At 37.5% G+C, this 17,965-nt stretch carries 17 protein-coding genes; 12 read left to right on the forward strand and 5 right to left on the reverse strand.

Annotation, left to right across the window (positions count from 1 at the left end):
* The first annotated feature begins 131 nt into the window (after positions 1-131).
* Genes AR328_RS09840 through AR328_RS09850 form a run of 3 tightly spaced genes read left to right on the forward strand, consistent with a single transcriptional unit; the run spans position 132 to position 2,041 of the window.
* Positions 132-839, forward strand: a complete 708-nt coding sequence (locus AR328_RS09840) for a DnaD domain-containing protein (RefSeq protein WP_066294397.1) — start codon at positions 132-134, stop codon at positions 837-839.
* Positions 840-867: 28 nt separating this feature from the next.
* A complete protein-coding gene (gene nth / locus AR328_RS09845) occupies positions 868-1,533 on the forward strand; it encodes an endonuclease III (protein ID WP_066294400.1) in 666 nt (221 codons plus the stop codon).
* Positions 1,520-2,041, forward strand: coding sequence for a YpoC family protein (locus tag AR328_RS09850; RefSeq protein WP_066294404.1), 522 nt, complete (start codon positions 1,520-1,522; stop codon positions 2,039-2,041). Before nth ends, AR328_RS09850 begins: the two co-directional genes overlap by 14 nt.
* Before the next feature lie 21 nt (positions 2,042-2,062).
* Here the strand turns inward: AR328_RS09850 and AR328_RS09855 are convergent, their stop codons facing one another.
* Both AR328_RS09855 and recU read right to left on the reverse strand, forming a co-directional pair.
* On the reverse strand, positions 2,063-4,612 hold the full coding sequence (locus tag AR328_RS09855) for a penicillin-binding protein 1A (RefSeq protein WP_066294409.1): 2,550 nt from the start codon (positions 4,610-4,612) through the stop codon (positions 2,063-2,065).
* A 43-nt stretch (positions 4,613-4,655) separates the two neighbouring features.
* Positions 4,656-5,267 (reverse strand): Holliday junction resolvase RecU, encoded by a 612-nt coding sequence (gene recU / locus AR328_RS09860; RefSeq protein ID WP_066294700.1) that lies wholly within the window; start codon positions 5,265-5,267, stop codon positions 4,656-4,658.
* Between the two features lie 113 nt (positions 5,268-5,380).
* Here recU and AR328_RS09865 point away from each other — a divergent pair, with 113 nt between their 5' ends.
* The 3 genes from AR328_RS09865 to AR328_RS09875 all read left to right on the forward strand — a co-directional run bounded on the left by AR328_RS09865 (position 5,381) and on the right by AR328_RS09875 (position 7,537).
* Positions 5,381-6,379, forward strand: a complete 999-nt coding sequence (locus AR328_RS09865; protein WP_066294419.1) for a DUF2515 domain-containing protein — start codon at positions 5,381-5,383, stop codon at positions 6,377-6,379.
* Positions 6,380-6,769: 390 nt separating this feature from the next.
* Complete coding sequence (locus tag AR328_RS09870; protein ID WP_066294421.1) at positions 6,770-7,051, forward strand: hypothetical protein; 282 nt, start codon at positions 6,770-6,772, stop codon at positions 7,049-7,051.
* Between the two features lie 102 nt (positions 7,052-7,153).
* The gene (locus AR328_RS09875; protein ID WP_066294423.1) at positions 7,154-7,537 is read left to right on the forward strand and encodes a YppE family protein; all 384 of its coding nucleotides are present in this window, start codon (positions 7,154-7,156) and stop codon (positions 7,535-7,537) included.
* Positions 7,538-7,641: 104 nt separating this feature from the next.
* On the opposite strand, the gene AR328_RS09880 is transcribed toward AR328_RS09875, so the two are convergent.
* Positions 7,642-7,824, reverse strand: a complete 183-nt coding sequence (locus tag AR328_RS09880; protein ID WP_066294426.1) for a YppF family protein — start codon at positions 7,822-7,824, stop codon at positions 7,642-7,644.
* A gap of 296 nt (positions 7,825-8,120) precedes the next feature.
* On the opposite strand from AR328_RS09880, the gene AR328_RS09885 reads away from it, so the two are divergent.
* The 3 genes from AR328_RS09885 to AR328_RS09895 all read left to right on the forward strand — a co-directional run bounded on the left by AR328_RS09885 (position 8,121) and on the right by AR328_RS09895 (position 12,097).
* Entirely contained in the window at positions 8,121-8,699 is a 579-nt protein-coding gene (locus tag AR328_RS09885) for a YppG family protein (RefSeq protein WP_066294429.1), read from the forward strand.
* A 139-nt stretch (positions 8,700-8,838) separates the two neighbouring features.
* Positions 8,839-9,702 (forward strand): ABC transporter permease subunit, encoded by an 864-nt coding sequence (locus tag AR328_RS09890; RefSeq protein ID WP_066294432.1) that lies wholly within the window; start codon positions 8,839-8,841, stop codon positions 9,700-9,702.
* Complete coding sequence (locus AR328_RS09895; protein WP_066294435.1) at positions 9,695-12,097, forward strand: ABC transporter permease subunit; 2,403 nt, start codon at positions 9,695-9,697, stop codon at positions 12,095-12,097. Before AR328_RS09890 ends, AR328_RS09895 begins: the two co-directional genes overlap by 8 nt.
* 30 nt (positions 12,098-12,127) lie before the next feature.
* On the opposite strand, the gene AR328_RS09900 is transcribed toward AR328_RS09895, so the two are convergent.
* Together AR328_RS09900 and AR328_RS09905 are read right to left on the reverse strand one after the other, a co-directional pair.
* On the reverse strand, positions 12,128-12,538 hold the full coding sequence (locus AR328_RS09900) for an Hsp20/alpha crystallin family protein (protein WP_197414448.1): 411 nt from the start codon (positions 12,536-12,538) through the stop codon (positions 12,128-12,130).
* 196 nt (positions 12,539-12,734) lie between these two features.
* Positions 12,735-13,427 (reverse strand): Crp/Fnr family transcriptional regulator, encoded by a 693-nt coding sequence (locus AR328_RS09905; RefSeq protein WP_066294446.1) that lies wholly within the window; start codon positions 13,425-13,427, stop codon positions 12,735-12,737.
* Between the two features lie 163 nt (positions 13,428-13,590).
* Between AR328_RS09905 and AR328_RS09910 the strand changes: the two genes are divergently transcribed.
* The 3 genes from AR328_RS09910 (at position 13,591) to AR328_RS09920 (ending at position 17,879) form a co-directional block, all read left to right on the forward strand.
* Entirely contained in the window at positions 13,591-15,891 is a 2,301-nt protein-coding gene (locus AR328_RS09910) for a DEAD/DEAH box helicase (protein WP_066294451.1), read from the forward strand.
* Positions 15,881-17,143: a ribonuclease H-like domain-containing protein gene (locus AR328_RS09915; RefSeq protein ID WP_066294458.1), complete on the forward strand. Its 1,263-nt coding sequence runs from the start codon at positions 15,881-15,883 to the stop codon at positions 17,141-17,143. Before AR328_RS09910 ends, AR328_RS09915 begins: the two co-directional genes overlap by 11 nt.
* A gap of 364 nt (positions 17,144-17,507) precedes the next feature.
* The gene (locus tag AR328_RS09920) at positions 17,508-17,879 is read left to right on the forward strand and encodes a CotD family spore coat protein (protein WP_066294460.1); all 372 of its coding nucleotides are present in this window, start codon (positions 17,508-17,510) and stop codon (positions 17,877-17,879) included.
* Positions 17,880-17,965 lie beyond the last annotated feature (86 nt).

Here is a 17,965-nt window from a genome sequence, read left to right on the forward strand (position 1 = left end):
GAGCAATATAGAGGAATCGTCCTGTTGGCGATTCCTTTATTTTTTCAGAGTAGTAAGAAAGGAAAAGTTACCTGTTTTTCTCCTTACTACAAATAGTTTGTTCATGATATACTGATAGTGAGGTGTCAGGAATGTCCAAAACTAGTATATTAAAGTGGCTCCAGGAGGGAAATATTACGATACCTGGGGTTTTATTAACTCATTATAAAGAGATGAGTTTAAATGAGCATGAACTAGTGCTTATATTGCATGTTACTTCCTTTATTGAAAAAGGGAATGCATTTCCCACTCCAGTTGAATTGTCTTCGAGCATGACAATCTCCGTTTCAGAATGTACATCGATCCTTAGAAAATTAATCCAGAAAGGGTATATCGAAATTAAAGATAGCTACTCTTCTGATGGAATTCGCTACGAACAATATAATATTGAACCTTTATGGGAAAAGCTGATAGATTTTTTTCTATTAAAGGAAAAGCAAGAAACGGCAATGATAAATCAGCAAAGTGAGACTGATTTATATACTACTTTTGAACAAGAATTTGGAAGGCCTTTATCTCCATTTGAATGTGAAACACTTGCACTGTGGATGGATGATGACCGACATGATCCCCATATAATTAAAGCGGCTCTTCGAGAAGCGGTTATTTCGGGGAAATTAAATTTCCGCTATATCGATAGAATTTTATTCGAATGGAAAAAGAATGGAATAAAAACAATTGAACAAGCGAAGAGCTACGGAAAAAAGTTCAGACAAAACCAGCAGCAAAGAGGTAGGGCTAACGAAGCTCCTGAACAAACTGGAAAAACCATTCCTTTTTATAATTGGCTCGAGCAATAAATTGTAAATAAATAAAGTGGTGAGATAGTTGTTGAATAATAGTCAAATAAGATTTTGCCTTGATCAGATGGGGGAAATGTTCCCGGATGCACACTGTGAGTTAAACCATTCCAACCCATTTGAACTTGTCATTGCAGTTGCTTTATCTGCACAATGTACGGATGTGCTCGTCAATAAAGTAACAAAGAATTTATTTCAAAAATATAAAACTCCTGAAGATTATTTAAATGTAACTTTGGAGGAGCTGCAAGAGGATATTAGATCAATTGGGCTATATCGAAACAAGGCAAAAAATATTCAAAAGCTGTGCAGACTGCTATTAGATGAATATAATGGAGTTGTACCCCGTGATCGTGATGAACTGACAAAGCTTCCGGGAGTCGGCAGGAAAACAGCTAATGTAGTAGTCTCCGTAGCATATGGTGTTCCAGCGATCGCTGTTGACACCCATGTGGAACGGGTTAGTAAAAGATTAGCTTTTTGTCGGTGGAAAGATTCCGTTTTAGAGGTAGAAAAAACATTGATGAAAAAGGTGCCAATGGACGAATGGTCTGTTACGCATCATCGGATGATTTTTTTCGGAAGATATCACTGTAAAGCACAAAACCCTCAATGTGAGAGCTGTCCGCTACTGGAAGTATGCAGAGAAGGGAAAAAAAGAATGAAGGGGAAATTGGGGAATGAGCAATCATGAGACCCTTTTAGTTCCTGTAGAATTAGTTCACCCGTTTTTCTTTGCAAAGAATGAGAAGATTATTCTTGATGTGGAAGTGTTGGAAAATTTGTATGCCTCTAGGCCATTTCTTTATGAGACTGCTTTTTTTTCAGGAGTACAAGCAGTAAAACCATGGGAAGTTCAAGAAAAAAGCATTCCGATTCTAATCGAAGAGTGGCAAAAAGTAAATGAATTACTAGAAGCCTTTTTTGCTAAACGGGAGAGGATTCATGTACTGCCTCCTATGAAAAAAGGGATTAGCCTCTTACTGGAATTGGTTTATTGGGCAAATGGGCTTCCAGTTGTTCTTTCAAATTTGGACTTTGATCAATTAGCCATTAAGCCTGTCAATTTATCAGAGCGGCTGGAATTTATTATGAAGAAACCATCCTTATACCACTCCTATATTCAATTAGCAGAATTAATAAGTGAAATGAATAAACAATTTGTCAAACAACAGGCAATGAAAAAAGCGTCTAAGCTATAAGCTTAAGACGCTTTTTTTCGTTTATTGTCCACCACTGCCGGGCGGATTTATAATGGGAGGGATCACAGGATTGGTGTCAGTTTGATCACCGTCTCCAACATCGCCATCACCCTGTCCGTTGCCATTTCCTTGCCCATTCCCGTTGTCATTTCCGTTTCCATCATCACCAGGGATACCTTCATCCAAGTCTTGATCATCATCATATCCATCGTCCATTTCTGGTAATGGGACTTGAACTGTTTGAACGGCTGGGTCACTCCTTTGATCATCACGGATTGCTGTAACCTTGAACTGATAAATGCCACCTGGAACCGGATTTGCGACTTTAATTCCTTTTTCAGCTATGACCTGCAGCAGCTGGTCTGCACCATCGTCTAATGCTGCTGAAACTTCGAATTGAATGTTCGCTGCCTCTTCTGGATAATCCCATGTTAAGAGTATTTCATTCGTATTTGCATCATATGATGCATTTAGGTTTGAAGGAGAATCAAGCTTATCGAATTTCTCGGATACTTCTGTTGGTGCATTTCCTTTAACCGCATACTCATATATGATTTGATCTTTAGGTGTAAATTCACCAGCAAGTTTTGCTGGGATTGAGCCTTTTTCTATCGCAATCTTTTCAACACTGTTAGGAACAGGGAAGTCAGGTGTATCGACCCCTTGAGAAACATGTGCCATTAGATTTTTGAAAAGAAGCATAGCAAGCTTTTGGTCTTTTGGTGCGATAGAGTTTTTCTTTTCCTTATAACCCGTCCATACAGCAGCTGTATAGTTAGTCGTATATCCGGCAAACCATGCATCTGGAATGCCGCCATTTTGAATATCCCAATCTTTTATTTCTTGTGCTGTGTAATTAGTTGTACCCGTTTTACCTGCAACATGAAGGTTTGAGATATTAGCTAACTTTCCAGTTCCATAGGAATCTTTCAGAACGCTTTTAAGCATATCGTTAATCATAAAAGCTGTGTAGTCCTTCATGACTGGCTTTGAATCTGGGGCTACATCTATCTTTGAACCATCACGCATTTCAATGGCCGTGATGGAATGAGGTTCCGTATAAATCCCATTATTTCCAAAAGCGCTGTATGCGCCAGCCATTTGCATCGGTGAAACTTCGTAAGCACCAATGGAAATTGATTCGAAAGCCTCCTTAATATTAAATCCAATGTTATTAGCAAATTGTTTTGCTTTCTCAGGCCCAACCTCCTGCAATGTTTGCAAGGCTGGAATATTTCTTGAACGAGCTAATGCTTCTCTCATCGACATAGGACCCATATGTTTTCGGTCCCAGTTATTAATTTTCTGCCCAGTTGAATAAGTGTAAGGTTTATCGTCAAGAGTATGGAAGGTGCCCCATTTTAAATATTCAATGGCTGGACCATAATCAATAATTGGCTTAAATGTAGATCCGGCATGTCTCTTCGTATCTTGGGCAAAATTAAACCCGCGCTTTACTTTTAGGTTTCTTCCGCCGCCAATTGCTCGAATTTCACCTGTTTTCGTATCAAGCAAAGTAATGCCGGCTTGGAATTCTTCGTCCGGGAAATCAATAATTTCATTAGTATTTAACATTTTTTCCATATAATCCTGGGCATTCGTGTCTAATGTTGTATAAATCGTCAAGCCGTCTGAAGAAATATCAAGATCAGGATACTTATTCTGAACTTCATCAATGACGATATCAACAAAGGAATCGTAGGGAGAATCGTTCTGCTTTCTATCTTCCTCTGGAACGAGCGAGGATTCTACAGAAACTGCCTGAGCTTCTTCCATTTTCTCTTTTGAAATAAAACCATGCTGATGCATTAGTGAAAGAACGATATTTCGTCTTTTTTCTGCGCGGTCCGGATGTTTAAAAGGATTATAGTTTGCCGGACTTTGCGGCAAGCCTGCAAGCAGTGCAGCTTCTGGAAGTGTCAGCTCATCAAGATTCTTGCCAAAGTAAACTTGAGAAGCAGTTAAAACCCCATGACTGCGATTTTCCATCCAAATTTTATTTACATACATCTCAAATATTTCTTGTTTCGTATATTTACGCTCAAGTTGAAAAGCAAGCCATGCTTCCTGAGCTTTTCTGCTTATCGTTTTATTATTATTTAGAAAGGAATTTTTTACGACTTGCTGAGTAATGGTACTGGCCCCTTCCGAACCAAATCCGCGGGTAAAGTTTGCAAGTACTGCTCCAGCTAAACGCTTTAAGTCCATTCCATGGTGCTTGTAGAACCGCACATCCTCTGTTGCAAGGAAGGCCTCCTCCACTAATTTAGGAATATCCTCATATTCAACATATTCCCTTCGTTCAGAGCCAATTTCCGTAATAAGATTTTGGTCTTTATCTAATAATTTGGAAGGGATTGGATCCCTTAATTGTTTTTCATCAAGTTTAGGTGCGTCCTTTACCATATAAGCAAAGGTCCCCGCCCCAACAAGCATTCCTACAATCCCAAGTGCAATTAGAGTTAGAAAGATACGTTTAAATAAGCTCTTTGCCGGTTTCTTTCCATTGCTTTTTTGCTTGGAAGCCTGCTGTTTACGGCGCTCCTCTCTCGATTGATATTTTTCTGCCATTTATTTTCATCCTTTCTGATGAGTAGAAGGTTGATTGAGATATTTAACCGAGGCTATAAAGATAATCGATTTTTTTAATATAGTCAATTCTAGGGTTATATCCTAGCGGGATTTGATGGCCAAATGTTTCAATTTCGTCTTTAGTAATCGATTTTCTGCCGCCATCCTTCATCCTTTTCCAAAACATGAGTAAATGATGAGCCTCAAGCAGATAAATGTCCTCAGTTGCCGAAAACCTTAATAGAACAAAGCAGATCCCTTTTTGCTCTAGTATCGTTTCCATATGCAAAATTTGATGATCATGGAAGTTTTTCAAGGGAAAGGAAGTTTGGTTCTGAGTTTCCTTTGCCTCAAAATCAATATACCTGCCTTTGTAGACTCCGTTGTAATCTGTTGTTGAAGCCTGTTTGAAATACGCTTCTTTTATGACCGCCGCACTTCTTTTCGGGTAGTCGACATGAACAATTTGCACAGGTGTAGGCTTTTTATGAATGGAGGCAATCCCATTCACTAAATAATATTCATTTGTTTCATTTATATCTTCCTCCAAAGTCATACCACGATTACTATATGTCCATTTTTTTTCTTTATTTGTGCGCATCGTTTCTTTTTTTATCGGTAGAAACTTCTTGCCGTTCGGATAATGGAAATTCATTTTATTCACCTCACAAGCTACTCCTTATCATAACAAATCATCGTTATTTGTGGTTGAATAAAAAGTACAGATTTGTAAATGTTAAGCCATATGCTTATTTTGGAGGCAGATCCATGATGTTTTTTGAAAGGGCAAGCGATTTAAATCAACTAAATATAGAAGAAATAGAATTGATTCAAAGAATAAGAAATCGTACAGAAAAGTATAATGCTGATAATATTTCCAGGACAGACGCCTATTTTCATTATTATAATCGAAATCCCGAAATCATTTGGTCCTTCCTTGCAAGCATGGTGTCCCGAAATGCGGGATGGAATATGTGTGATCTCGAAGGTAAATGGTTTCCAAAAATAATAAATAAAAAAATAAGAAAAAAATTGTTCTTAACATATGAGAGAGCCAATTGGCTAATCTTTCAAGATGCATTTCCGCAATTGCTGCTCTATCAATATTCGACGAAAATGAATCGTCCAATGTTTCATTTATTAAGATATTTCCAAGTATCTTCATTTATGGTAAAGGAATGGCGGATTTTTTGGGAGCGCAGATGTATAAAAAGGCTGATGATTTCACAAATCATTAACGAACAAAATATCATTCAAAAGCCTGTTATCAAGCATCCTGCCTATAGAAGGAAAGTGTTCCAATCTCCGCTGTTCCTGCTCCAGGATTGGTTTCATTATAGCTCCGTTATCTTTCCAACATGTAATGGGCAGCTATTTGGTGCGAGTGCAAATGGATTTAAATCGTTAACCAATAGGATTGATCTTGGTAAGCGCCTTGCTGCTATTCTATTTCATAACGATTTATATCCGTCCTTTTACGAATTTGCTAAGAGAACTGTTCACACAGGCTCCCGGTATGATTATGAAATTTATTTTAAGAAAAAGCCTAGAAGAACATCCCCATTTTTAAGATGTACATTCCCGATTATTAAGCATAAAAAACATAAAGCAGGAGACTGGTCTAAAAATAAACGATTAAAAAGAAAATGGTTAATGGGGAATGTGGAGCATATTCACCCAATCGAATTGACAGAATGGTATAAAGATAAACAAGCTCAAATAAAGAAGGCTATTTACTTAAAAGAAATAGTGGAAATGATAAGATAGCTAAAAAAGTGGAGTCCAACACGGATGCTGTCTTCCACTTTTTTAGCTGTAAAATGCAAAAGCGGCCTGTTATGTTGATGGGCGATTGGGACCCTCAAGTTTTTTATTACCATAACCGGTTTTTGTTTCTTCCTGCTTTTTTGGTTGAGTTCCCGTCTGTTTTTCCTTTTTATTCAAAATATCGCACCTCCGCTTATTAGTGTGCACATTAATGGGGTTTCCATGCGAGAGGAAAATGTCGAAAAAAAGGGGAGTTTAATAAAAATTTTTTCTTACTTTGACGAAACGCTTCTAGTTTTGTCAGCCGTGAAGGATTGGAATTAAGGAGAGCGAATAGAGTAGGTACAAGCATCTATAACCGGTGTTCTTATTCCAAGGAGGGCTTAGAAGATGAAGAAAAATGTTAACGCAAAAAAGGAATTAATTCATATGCTTTCTGAAATTTATAATCAGCTTGAGGAATTAGAAACTGTACTTGATTCAAACTTTGCCGGCATTAGAAACCAATTACAAATAAATTGTTCAGAACAGATCTCAACCTGCACGAATAGCATGGAAGCATTAGATTTGGAAGCCGCTTATTATCAGGCAAAGAGCGGTAAAGCAGATGAGAAGGATGCTTTTCATCGTCAGCCAAGCATAAAGCTTGAATTAGGTTATAAATTACACTAAAATAAGGTCATTCTTTAGTAGCTGATTTTTATAAGCTACTTTTATTTTTGCAAAAATTCTCCTGACAGCAATTTCTGTCTATGAATTTGGAGCTGATTGTTTATGAATGAAGATATAGAACTGATTGATCTGACAAACCAATTATTAAATTATACGTTCTTTATATCTGAAAGATATGAAAAGGCCAGGGAGCTGAAGGTGCCCGGAGATTTTTATAATGAGGTTAAACCGTTCGCGGATGAAGTGAAATTAATAAATGATGAATGGAAAAATAAAGCAATCCTTTGGATTACAATCAATCGGCCGAAAAATCTCTTTATCCAGCAAGTAGAATCTACATACGAAAATATTGAGACAATATCTGTGCAAGCCTTTTATCCCGAAACGAGCAAGTCGAGGTTTACTAATTTAGTTGTATCTTCGCAATATGTGCTAGACAGACTGATTCAAACGGTAAAAGAAGAAATGGGCCCTCCTGTCACTTAATAAGAGGGCCGCTTGAATTATGTTTTGCAGCTAAGAATTCCTTCAGTGATGATAAGAATGAATACTTGTACGTCAGTACTAGAGGTTGTCTCTCTTAATGAGTCTTAAAGGGATTCAGGAACTTCTGCTCCTTGAGCCTCGAGTTCACGAACAAGGTTACGATACACAGTAATACAAATATCGTTTTGAACATATGACTTTTTCGTAAAATCAAGTAATTCGTTTACACTTTCAGGACTGTAATTCCTCATTGTAGTAAATTTCATTGCTAGTTCGTGAACATTCATGCTAATTTCCCTCCTCTAATTTTTCTCGCATTCTGCTAAACTATATAGTTGATTCACTAGCAGAATAGCGAAAATTTACTGCAGAGCGTTTATTTCTTTTCAATATCCTATCATAAAAAAGGTGCGGTTCTTTATTTTTCAAATATTAAGACTTCCGACATAAATCTTCACCAATAGACAAAAAATGAAAACGTTTCCAGTATAATCACAATATAGGCTCCCTTTTCATAAATTATAGTAATGATTTCTCAAACAAGCTGAGATAGATTGTTTATGAAAGAGGAGGATGTCCCCCTATGTTTGGCCGAAGAGGAGCGAGCCCTTATTTAAATCAATATCACCCAACATATATGAATCAACCAGATTACGGATTAAACCAATATCATTGGAGACAGCAGCCCCCTTATTATCCTTCTCCTGGAGGGAATATGGGGTTCTACAATGGTCCTAACAATCAACCGTTTCCATACGGAAATGAGATGATGTATCAAAATGCCTATCCTGCTATGGGCAGTCAACATATGATGTATAACCAGTACCCAACTAATGGATACCCGATGCAGCAAAATGGGATGCAACTGGGGCAAAGTAATGTTTCACAGAGCATCTTCCAAAATCCATTAGATCCTGAAACAAACAAAAATATGTCGAACACTTATAATCCCTATTTCTCTAATTCTTATATGAACCCTTACCCGAAGCAGTCCTTTATTCCTAAACAGTCATCAGGTGTTCAATCCCTTATGAATTCATTCAAGTCACAGGATGGTTCAATCGATGTTAATAAAATGATGAATACGGCAGGACAGATGGTAAATGCCGTTAGTCAGGTTTCATCACTTGTAAAAGGACTTGGCGGGATTATCAAGGTTTAATGACTTTTAATAAACAAGGTATTCGCGAAAGAATGTCATGTGAATACCTTGTTTTTTTCAAAAGATTTATTAAATAAGATTGACAGTAAATAGAAAATGGTGAAAAAATAGAGAAATGAAAATAAACTGGGGGATGCAAATGTTACGTTCATTACAGCAAGTAGTTATCATATTCCTCTTAATCCTTTCTCTAGCTGCAATACCGATGATAGTAGAAGTAAACGCACCTGAGAATCGGTTGGAATGGCATTTCGAGAAATTGCCCGTAATTTATGGTGATTTTATAAGTGAAATTAGTCATGGAAGCCTTGGTACATATCAGTTAGGGACTCAGCAGCGGGAAATTGCGGAGGATATACAGAATAACTTTTTTACTAGCTTAAAAATCATGCTTTTTGGAGTGAATGTTTCAATTATCATTAGCTTGATTTTTGGCATTTTCGTAAGCCGTTTTCGATTAACGAAGCTTTTTAATTTCATTTTGAACCTCTTTTCAGCCATACCTGATTTTATAATTATTATATTGTCTTTGATTTTAGCTGTAAAAGTCTATAAAGTTACAGGGGTTAGAGTCATATCTTTACGTGCCGACGCTGGAGCGCTCAATCTATGGTTTCCGACCTTTCTAGTAAGTATTGCTCCGACATTATATATGTTTAAGCTTGTTTCAGTGAAATATCTCCAAACGAGCAGCGAAGATTATATTAAAACAGCGGTAGCAAAAGGGATGCGTTTAAATTATATTAATTTTCAGCATGTTTATAAAAATGTAGAGCCCTTTATTAAAGCTGAATTAATTAAAGTCATTTCCTTAAGTATCGGAAATCTATTTATCGTCGAGTACATTATGAATGTATCTGGTATTACGAAGTTCATTTTTCAAAGTAATGAGATTCAGCCGATTGCGATTGGCCTTTTCTCGATGCTTTTAATATCGGGTATCGTATATTTATCTATTAGACTAGTACTTTACCTTTTCAAACGAGGATTAATTTATGAATAAATTATTTAACATCAATTATTCTTTATATATAGGGAGCTTCTTCGTAGCTATCATCCTTTTTCTTTGTGTATTTGGTCCAATTCTCGCTCCACACTCATTAACAGAGATGCTGGAGACGCAATATACGAATGGAAAGGTATTAGCCCCTCCGATGCAGCCATTTAAACATGAAAGCTACCCATTAGGTACAGATAAATGGGGCTATGACTTGATGACGATGGTCTTATATGGAATTCGTTATACGGTATTTGTAGGACTGGCTGTTACATGTATTAAGATGGTGCTAGGAACAGTAATAGGATTATATGCAGGAATGTGGAAAAAAACGCCTAGCCTGTTGACTGCTTTTGAAAATGCATGGAGCTATATCCCTTTGTTTCTCATTTTATATTTTTTCATGAGGCCAATTAGCTTTAATAGTCAATTAAGTACAAGCACTCTTATAGGCTATTTTATTATTATTGCTTCTGTGATCAGCATCCCGAGTATTGTTTCATCTGTAAGACAGAAAACGGCTGAGTTATATAAATCAGTGTATATTGAGGCTGCTCATGTTCTTGGCGCCAGCAGAAACAGGCTCATTTGGAAGCATATTTTTCCGCAATTGAAGGAAACGATTTTAGTGATGTTTATTTTGGAAATTGTTTATGTCATTACGATTATGGGCCAGCTGTCACTTATGAATATTTTCATTGGCGGAACTGCTGTCAGATTTGATCCGCTCATTTATTTATCGGTGACGAAGGAGTTATCTGGTTTAGTTGGACAAGCAAGAGGAAATATTTACGGGAATACTCATATCTTGATCATCCCTTTAATGGTTCTATTATTTACGACCATATCATTCAGTTTACTGGCAAATGGTCTGAAAAATCGCTTTCAGGCAAACTACTCAAGAACCCCATGGATAAAGACTGGACAGGTACATCGGATCAGGCCCATTCGCAAACAATTGAATGAAGATAGAAAGCGTATACTTCCTCGAGGAGAAAGGCTTGCCTTCATTTTGCTTATCATGTTATTTATTGGGGCGGGTGTTTATGTTACAGCCACAAAGGATGCAGATGTAGGGGTGAAAAATGATAGTAAAGCGTCCTATGATATGCATATAGAAATGGATTCAAAAGGTGTCTTTCATACGACAGCAAATATTCTGGTCAACAATAAATCAGATGATAATTGGGAGGATATGACCTTTTATTTCATTCCAAATGCATTTATAAAAGGGCATTCCTTTCAATCGATTAAAGACTATTCAACTGTGCAAATGAATAAAATCATGATTAATGGCGAGCAAGCAAAATATAGCCTGGAAAAAGATCATTTAAAAATTAACATCCCGGCATCCATACATAAAAAGAAAAAATATAAAGTTAGAATCGAGTATGTGTTCACGATTCCAAATGAAGGTGAACGTCTTTCAAATGAAAAGGAAAATTATTATTTGGCTCATTGGTACCCCATGCTGGCTACCTATCAAAATGGAAAATGGAATAAGGAAGATTATGATGTAGGAATGGAGACGTTCCATACGGACTTTTCTAATTTTGAAGTCTCTTATAAAATTCCAGAAGGGTACTCACTTATTTCTACTTCCGATAAAGATCCTCGAATGGGGGAAAGTGAAGGGAAGGTCAAAGTAAAAAAAGTGAGGGATTTCTTCATTGCCATTGTTAAGGATATGGATGTCCATGAAACGGAGGCTAATGACGGAGTCAAAATCCGATTATTCACGAAGACGGATCATCAAAAAAATATTAAGGAAACTTTAGAGTTAGCAAAAGATGCCTTAAGCTTCTATCAGGAGAATATTGGGAAATACCCTCATAAGCAATTAGATATTATTTTGGATAATGGACCATTTATGGAATATTCTGGGGTAGTAACGATTAATCCTTACATCCAGGATACGTACTTTTACAGAAACGCCATCGTTCACGAAATCGCACATCAGTATTTCTATGGTGTGGTGGCGAATGATCAATATCATCAGGCATGGGTTGATGAAGGCATGACTGAATTTGCGACCTCTATGTACTTTTTTGCGGGCAAAAATCAAGGCAAGAGACAGGCATTTAGCATTCCATATAACCGGATGGAGCGTATAAAGGCTGCTAATCTTGGCAGACAATATTCAAATGTTTCGTTAGACAAAGTAAAAAATACAGGCTTTATATATGGTCAGCCTGCCATTGAAATATTAAAAATGGTGGAGGATAAGTATAGACTTAAAGGTGACGATGTAAAGGAAGTAAGCATGCAATTTCTTTCTAGCTATTATGAGCATTTCAAATACAAAGAAGTAGACACGAAGGAATTTATTCGATTCACAAAAGATTATTTCAGTGTACCGACTGGTTATTTTAATAAATGGCTGGATACTTCCAAGCAATAAACAAGCAGTTTTTGAGACTGCTTGTTTTTTTTATTCAATTTCATCAATTTTGATATGTTTTCCCTTTTGTTTTGGAATACGAATTTTTAGTAGTCCATTTTGGTATGATGCTTTTACTTTATTTTCGATAATTGGCTGCGGAAGAGGAATCGTTCTGCTCGATTTTTGCATCGTTTGCCGTCTTCTCATAATTTTCTGATGCTCATCCTCTTCAGTAAACATTTCATTCGACTGAACGGAAATAGTGACGTAATTATCAAGGATATCGAGCTGAATCTGCTCACGTTTTACACCAGGCAACTCTGCCGTAATAATATGCTCTTCCGTCGTTTCTCGGACATCAACATGAAAAGTAGCATGAAAAGGAAATGGGCTCTTGAAGAATTCATCTATTGATTGCAAGAATCCCTTAACCGGCCTTTCATTAAAGAAATGATTCATCGATTTCACAAAATCCCCCAACTCATTTTTTCCCTTTTTGCTATCGTTGCTCAATTTATTCAGCCCCTATCAATAAATGATGTTGGCATAGCCACAATATCTTATGTAGGCAACTGGGTATTTGTTCTTGAAAAATGAAATATTAAAATAATAGCAAAGAAGAACCACCGTTGAAAGTGGTTCTTCTTTGTTAAGCTTATAAGATTTCCTCTAATAGACTATCAGGATCAATAATTATATTTCCGGATGAATCCGTTTCAATCAGCTGGTCCTTTTTAAGCTTTGTTAATGTCCTGCTGACAGTTTCTCTCGTTGTGCCGATCATATTGGCAAGATCCTTATTAGTGAACTCTGCCTTTAAGAGATAGAAACCGTTATCCATTTTCTGACCATGAATTTTGGCTAAGCGAACGAGCAGCTTAATAATTTGCTCATACGTATTATTTAGGATTTGCGATTCGAGCCGTTCTTGCAGGTCAACAATTTTTTCCCCAAGCACTTTAAACACTTTAATACATAGCTCAGGGTTTTCTATAAGGACCTTTTCGAATTGGTCAATTGGCACAACAACTAATGTGGATCTTTCGAGCACTTCTGAAAATGCAGGGTATCCTCCTTTTCGGAAAAAGCCGACATGTGGAAACATATCCCCATCTTTAGCGATTGCCACGATTTGTTCCCTGCCATTTACATCACTTTTATAAATTTTAATGCGTCCGCTTTGAATAAAATATACATTCTCTAGCGGGTCATCCTGCATGAATACATGACTGCCTTTTTTCCATTCCCTAGAGATGGAGATCTCAACAATTTTTTCAATTTCTGAATCACTGAGCTCTTTAAAAAGGGTAAACTGCGAAAGTACCTTTTTAATGTCAGAATAATTCATTTTATCACCTCTTAATTAAACCCATTGTTACCAATATTGTAACAAAAAAGACACTAGAAAGAAGCAATTTGGCTTTGGAAGAATTTGAACATTTTATGACACGGAAGTTTTCCTTTAAAAACGAACGCTTATTCGCTAGAATAATAGATATGAGGTGAGTAAGATGAAAGTTCGGAAAAGCTTGCATGAATTAATGAAGGAAATGAAAGAACTGGAAGAGTTTAAGCAAAACATCGTTCATTGGCACACAATTGAAGAAAAGGAAGCGAGGGTTGACGACCTTCCCGCTGATTTAAGCCCTAATCTTAAAGAAGCTTTACAAAGAAGAGGGATTACAAGTCTTTATACCCATCAGAAATCGGCATATGAAACGGCAATGAAGGGACAAAGTCTTGTGGCAGTCACTCCAACCGCGTCAGGAAAGACACTATGCTACAATCTCCCTGTTTTACAGAACATTATTAATGACCCTCATGCAAGAGCGCTATATATGTTTCCAACTAAGGCCCTTGCCCAAGATCAAAAAAGCGAAATGAATGAGATTATTAATGAAACAGGATTAGCTATTAATAGCTATACATATGATGGGGATACACCTGCTAATATTCGGCAGAAGGTCCGAAAAGCAGGGCATGTCGTTATTACCAATCCAGATATGCTGCATTCTGCTATCCTTCCCCACCATACAAAGTGGGTCTCCCTTTTTGAAAATCTGAAATTTGTTGTGATTGATGAACTTCATATATACCGTGGTGTTTTTGGAAGTCATGTCGCAAATGTCATTCGAAGATTACAAAGAATTTGCCGATTTTATGGAAGTGATCCGATTTTCATTTGTACGTCAGCGACGATCGCTAATCCATTGGAACTTGCGGAGAAGCTAACAGAAAAACCGGTAAAGTTAATTGATAATAATGGAGCTCCAAGCGGGAGAAAGCATTTTGTTTTCTATAATCCGCCAATTGTTAATAAACCTTTAAATATTCGAAGAAGTGCTACATTAGAAGTTAGAAAACTAGCTGCAAACTTGTTGAAAAATAAAATTCAAACGATTATTTTTGCGAGAAGCCGTGTAAGGGTTGAAATCTTATTAACCTATTTACAGGAACTCGTCAAGCATAAATTAGGTCCAAAGGCTATTCGCGGCTACCGAGGCGGCTATTTGCCAACAGAGAGACGGGAAATTGAAAAAGGGCTTCGTTCTGGAGAAATATACGGAGTTGTCAGCACGAATGCTCTGGAACTCGGAGTAGATATTGGGCAGCTGCAAGTGTGTATCATGAATGGCTTCCCTGGGACGATTGCGAGCTCATGGCAGCAAGCAGGGCGTGCCGGAAGGAGACATGGAGAATCCCTAGTAATTATGGTTGCGAGCAGCAGCCCAATGGATCAATATGTCATTCAAAATCCGGATTACTTCTTCAAAAGAAGTCCAGAGACAGCGAGAATTCATCCCGATAATTTAATCATTTTAATTGATCATATCAAATGCGCAGCTTTCGAGCTTCCTTTTCATGCAGGAGAATCCTTTGGGTCATTTGAAACCGAAGAAGTCCTCGAATATTTAGCTGAAGAACGGGTTCTTTATGAAAATGGGGGGAAATATTATTGGATGAATGATTCATTTCCAGCCCATAATATTAGTTTACGTTCAGCTTCTCAGGAAAATGTAGTCATTATTGATCAATCTGACATAGCGAATGTGAGGGTAATCGGTGAAATGGATCAATTTTCTGCTATGACACTTTTGCATGAAGAGGCAATCTATCTTCATCAAGGAACGCAGTACCAAGTTGAGCTGCTGGATTGGGAGGAGAAAAAAGCCTTCGTAAGAGAAGTGGACGCGGATTACTTTACAGATGCTAATCTCGCAGTTGAACTCAAGGTTCTCGAACAGGATAAACAGCGTTTCCTGCCTTCAGGGGAAATCGGTTATGGGGATGTGAGCGTTGTTGCCATGGCTACTATTTTTAAAAAGATAAAATTTGAAACACACGAAAATATTGGCTCCGGGCCTATAAGCCTTCCAGAGGCAGAGCTTCATACAAACTCTGCATGGTTCTCATTTAATGATAAGGACTTACAAGACAAGCGAGAGAGACTAGAGCAAGGGCTTATTGGGTCAGCTCATGCATTAAGGCATATTGCTCCGCTTTTTGTCATGTGTGATCCTCAGGATATTCATGTTGTCCCGCAAGTGAAAGCGGCTCATAATGAGAAGCCAACGATATTTTTCTATGATCGCTATCCCGGCGGGGTTGGATTAAGCGAAAAGATATACGAAGGGTTCGAGCATGTGTTGCATGAGGCAAGGCAAATGGTGGGTAATTGTTTTTGTGAACAAGGCTGTCCTTCCTGCATTGGGACTGAAACGGCTTCAAATTTGGCAAAAGCAGATGTCCTTAAAATATTAACAAGCTTCACATCTAGAAATGTAATCACTGGTGATAACCATGTCCATTAAAAACAAGCTGAATCGATTAAAGTCACATTTATCCCATGAAAGCAACACTGAAAAGCTTGTTCAAAAACCAGAATTAACCAGCATTCCTTATAGAGAGGTTTGGGAAAAAGAAGGGGTTGCACCGTATTATTTCGACGAGGATTTTTGCTTAATTAGGGAAAAGGAATATTCAGTTAACGATAAACACGGCATTTATACGTTTGACCAATTTTATCAGGCGGTGGAAGCATGGAATTCTTCAAATATTAACCATCCACTGTCAGCTGCTGGGTTTCGTCCAGATCAATTCTTTTTCTTTGACACAGAAACAACTGGACTCGGTGGAGGCGTTGGAAACACAATCTTTATCCTTGGCCATGCAAGTTTTCAAGGAAACAAGGTTCGTCTTAAGCAGCATATTTTACCCCATCCGGGAGCGGAGGTTGCTTTATACAAAAGCTTTCTAGACAGTGTAGATTATAAAATGATGGCGACCTATAATGGAAAATCATTTGATTGGCCGCAAGTGAAAACGAGGCATACTCTTATTCGGGATCAAGTTCCTAAATTGCCTCCATTTGGCCATTTCGATTTATACCATGCTTCTAGAAGGATGTGGAAGCATAAATTAGAACGTTTAAAGCTGTCTGTAGTTGAAAAAGAAATATTAGGTGTCGAAAGAAAAGATGATCTTCCAGGTTTTTTAGCACCGATGATTTATTTTGATTATGTGGAAACGAAAAATCCAGAAGGAATGCTAGGTGTATTAAAGCATAATGAAATAGACATTTTATCTCTTATTAGCTTATATACTCATCTTTCTTATCAAATTCTTGGGATTGATAAGTCGCAGACAGCACGGGAGACATACGAAGTCGGAAGATGGTTCTCACAATTGGGAGAATCTTCATCAGCCAAGAAGGCTTTCTCGAATATTTCAGCAGGAGATGGCATAGAAGCACTACGAGCAAAGCATGCACTTGCATTCGAATATAAGAAACAAAAGAAATGGCTTGAAGCTATTCAGCTATGGAAAGACGTTGCTGAGGGTAGCGAAATGGAAATAAAGCTTGCGGCATGTATCGAATTGGCCAAAATTTTTGAGCATCGTGAAAAAAATTTAGAACAAGCCCTTGTCTATACGGAAATGGCTGATTCCTTTTATCTGGCAAATGATATGGAAAACGCTGCATTTAAATATGAGGATCTCAGTAAAAGACTCCAACGACTGAGGAGAAAGAAGGAGTCATCTAATATCTTCACAAATTATTAATAATTGTTTGAAAAACCCACTAATTCCTAGTTGTAAGCCTATTGCAAAAGCTGTAAAATGTGTAATTGTGCAGTATTATTTAGGAATAGAGTGAGGCAGATATCATGTATAAAGCAATATTATTTCTGTTTTTTTTCGTCATTATTTTTGTAGCGGTTATTTTCTCTAATTTAAAGGGGAGTTTTTATAGTATGTTCTAAAAGGGTCATACATATTTCTGAAATCCTGTTGCTTTTATTTCTTTTTAGGTAAACGTACAATATTAGTGAAAAGGAATGAAAATAGGTTTTTTCATTAGTACAAGATTCCCCCTATCTACATAGGCTGTTAATGTAAATAAATTATGTAGAGAGGGGATTTTAAAATGTTTTGTGGACCAAGACCAACGAATATTTTGCCAGCAACAGTATCACCAACTAAATGCTGTGTGAATCATACTTTCCAAAATACGATCGTTCCACATATTCATCCAAGTCATACAACTACTGTGAACCATCATAATTTCCAGCATGTGCATTCATTCCCGCACACTGAATCAGTAGTAAATGAAGTAACAAATCAGCAGTTTGTTGCTCCAGCAGCACCTGTAGGATTTGGTGGACCAGTTCCAGGAGCAGTAGCTCCAGGCTTCGGTGCTCCAGGCTTCGGTGCCCCAGGCTTCGGTGCTCCAGGCTTCGGTGCTCCAGGCTTCGGTGCTCCAGGCTTCGGTGCTCCAGGACCATTTTTTAGAAAATAAACAAAGCAAGGGCATACTCGGATATGCCCTTGTTTTTATATATCCGGTTAAGTGATCATGTCCCATTTGAAATTCATCATACATAG

The organism is Bacillus sp. FJAT-29937 (assembly GCF_001509555.1).
GTDB lineage: Bacteria > Bacillota > Bacilli > Bacillales > Cytobacillaceae > Cytobacillus.

Excerpts from the sequence above, each read along its gene's own strand:
- AR328_RS09890 (WP_066294432.1), top strand. The coding sequence starts at position 8,839 with ATGTTACGTTCATTACAGCAAGTAGTTATCATATTCCTCTTAATCCTT.
- AR328_RS09915 (WP_066294458.1), top strand. The coding sequence starts at position 15,881 with ATGTCCATTAAAAACAAGCTGAATCGATTAAAGTCACATTTATCCCAT.
- AR328_RS09905 (WP_066294446.1), bottom strand. The coding sequence starts at position 13,427 with ATGAATTATTCTGACATTAAAAAGGTACTTTCGCAGTTTACCCTTTTT.
- AR328_RS09840 (WP_066294397.1), top strand. The coding sequence starts at position 132 with ATGTCCAAAACTAGTATATTAAAGTGGCTCCAGGAGGGAAATATTACG.
- AR328_RS09920 (WP_066294460.1), top strand. The coding sequence starts at position 17,508 with ATGTTTTGTGGACCAAGACCAACGAATATTTTGCCAGCAACAGTATCA.
- AR328_RS09855 (WP_066294409.1), bottom strand. The coding sequence starts at position 4,612 with ATGGCAGAAAAATATCAATCGAGAGAGGAGCGCCGTAAACAGCAGGCT.
- AR328_RS09895 (WP_066294435.1), top strand. The coding sequence starts at position 9,695 with ATGAATAAATTATTTAACATCAATTATTCTTTATATATAGGGAGCTTC.
- AR328_RS09850 (WP_066294404.1), top strand. The coding sequence starts at position 1,520 with ATGAGCAATCATGAGACCCTTTTAGTTCCTGTAGAATTAGTTCACCCG.
- AR328_RS09880 (WP_066294426.1), bottom strand. The coding sequence starts at position 7,824 with ATGAATGTTCACGAACTAGCAATGAAATTTACTACAATGAGGAATTAC.
- AR328_RS09900 (WP_197414448.1), bottom strand. The coding sequence starts at position 12,538 with ATGAATCATTTCTTTAATGAAAGGCCGGTTAAGGGATTCTTGCAATCA.
- recU (WP_066294700.1), bottom strand. The coding sequence starts at position 5,267 with ATGAATTTCCATTATCCGAACGGCAAGAAGTTTCTACCGATAAAAAAA.
- AR328_RS09885 (WP_066294429.1), top strand. The coding sequence starts at position 8,121 with ATGTTTGGCCGAAGAGGAGCGAGCCCTTATTTAAATCAATATCACCCA.
- AR328_RS09865 (WP_066294419.1), top strand. The coding sequence starts at position 5,381 with ATGATGTTTTTTGAAAGGGCAAGCGATTTAAATCAACTAAATATAGAA.
- AR328_RS09870 (WP_066294421.1), top strand. The coding sequence starts at position 6,770 with ATGAAGAAAAATGTTAACGCAAAAAAGGAATTAATTCATATGCTTTCT.
- AR328_RS09875 (WP_066294423.1), top strand. The coding sequence starts at position 7,154 with ATGAATGAAGATATAGAACTGATTGATCTGACAAACCAATTATTAAAT.
- AR328_RS09910 (WP_066294451.1), top strand. The coding sequence starts at position 13,591 with ATGAAAGTTCGGAAAAGCTTGCATGAATTAATGAAGGAAATGAAAGAA.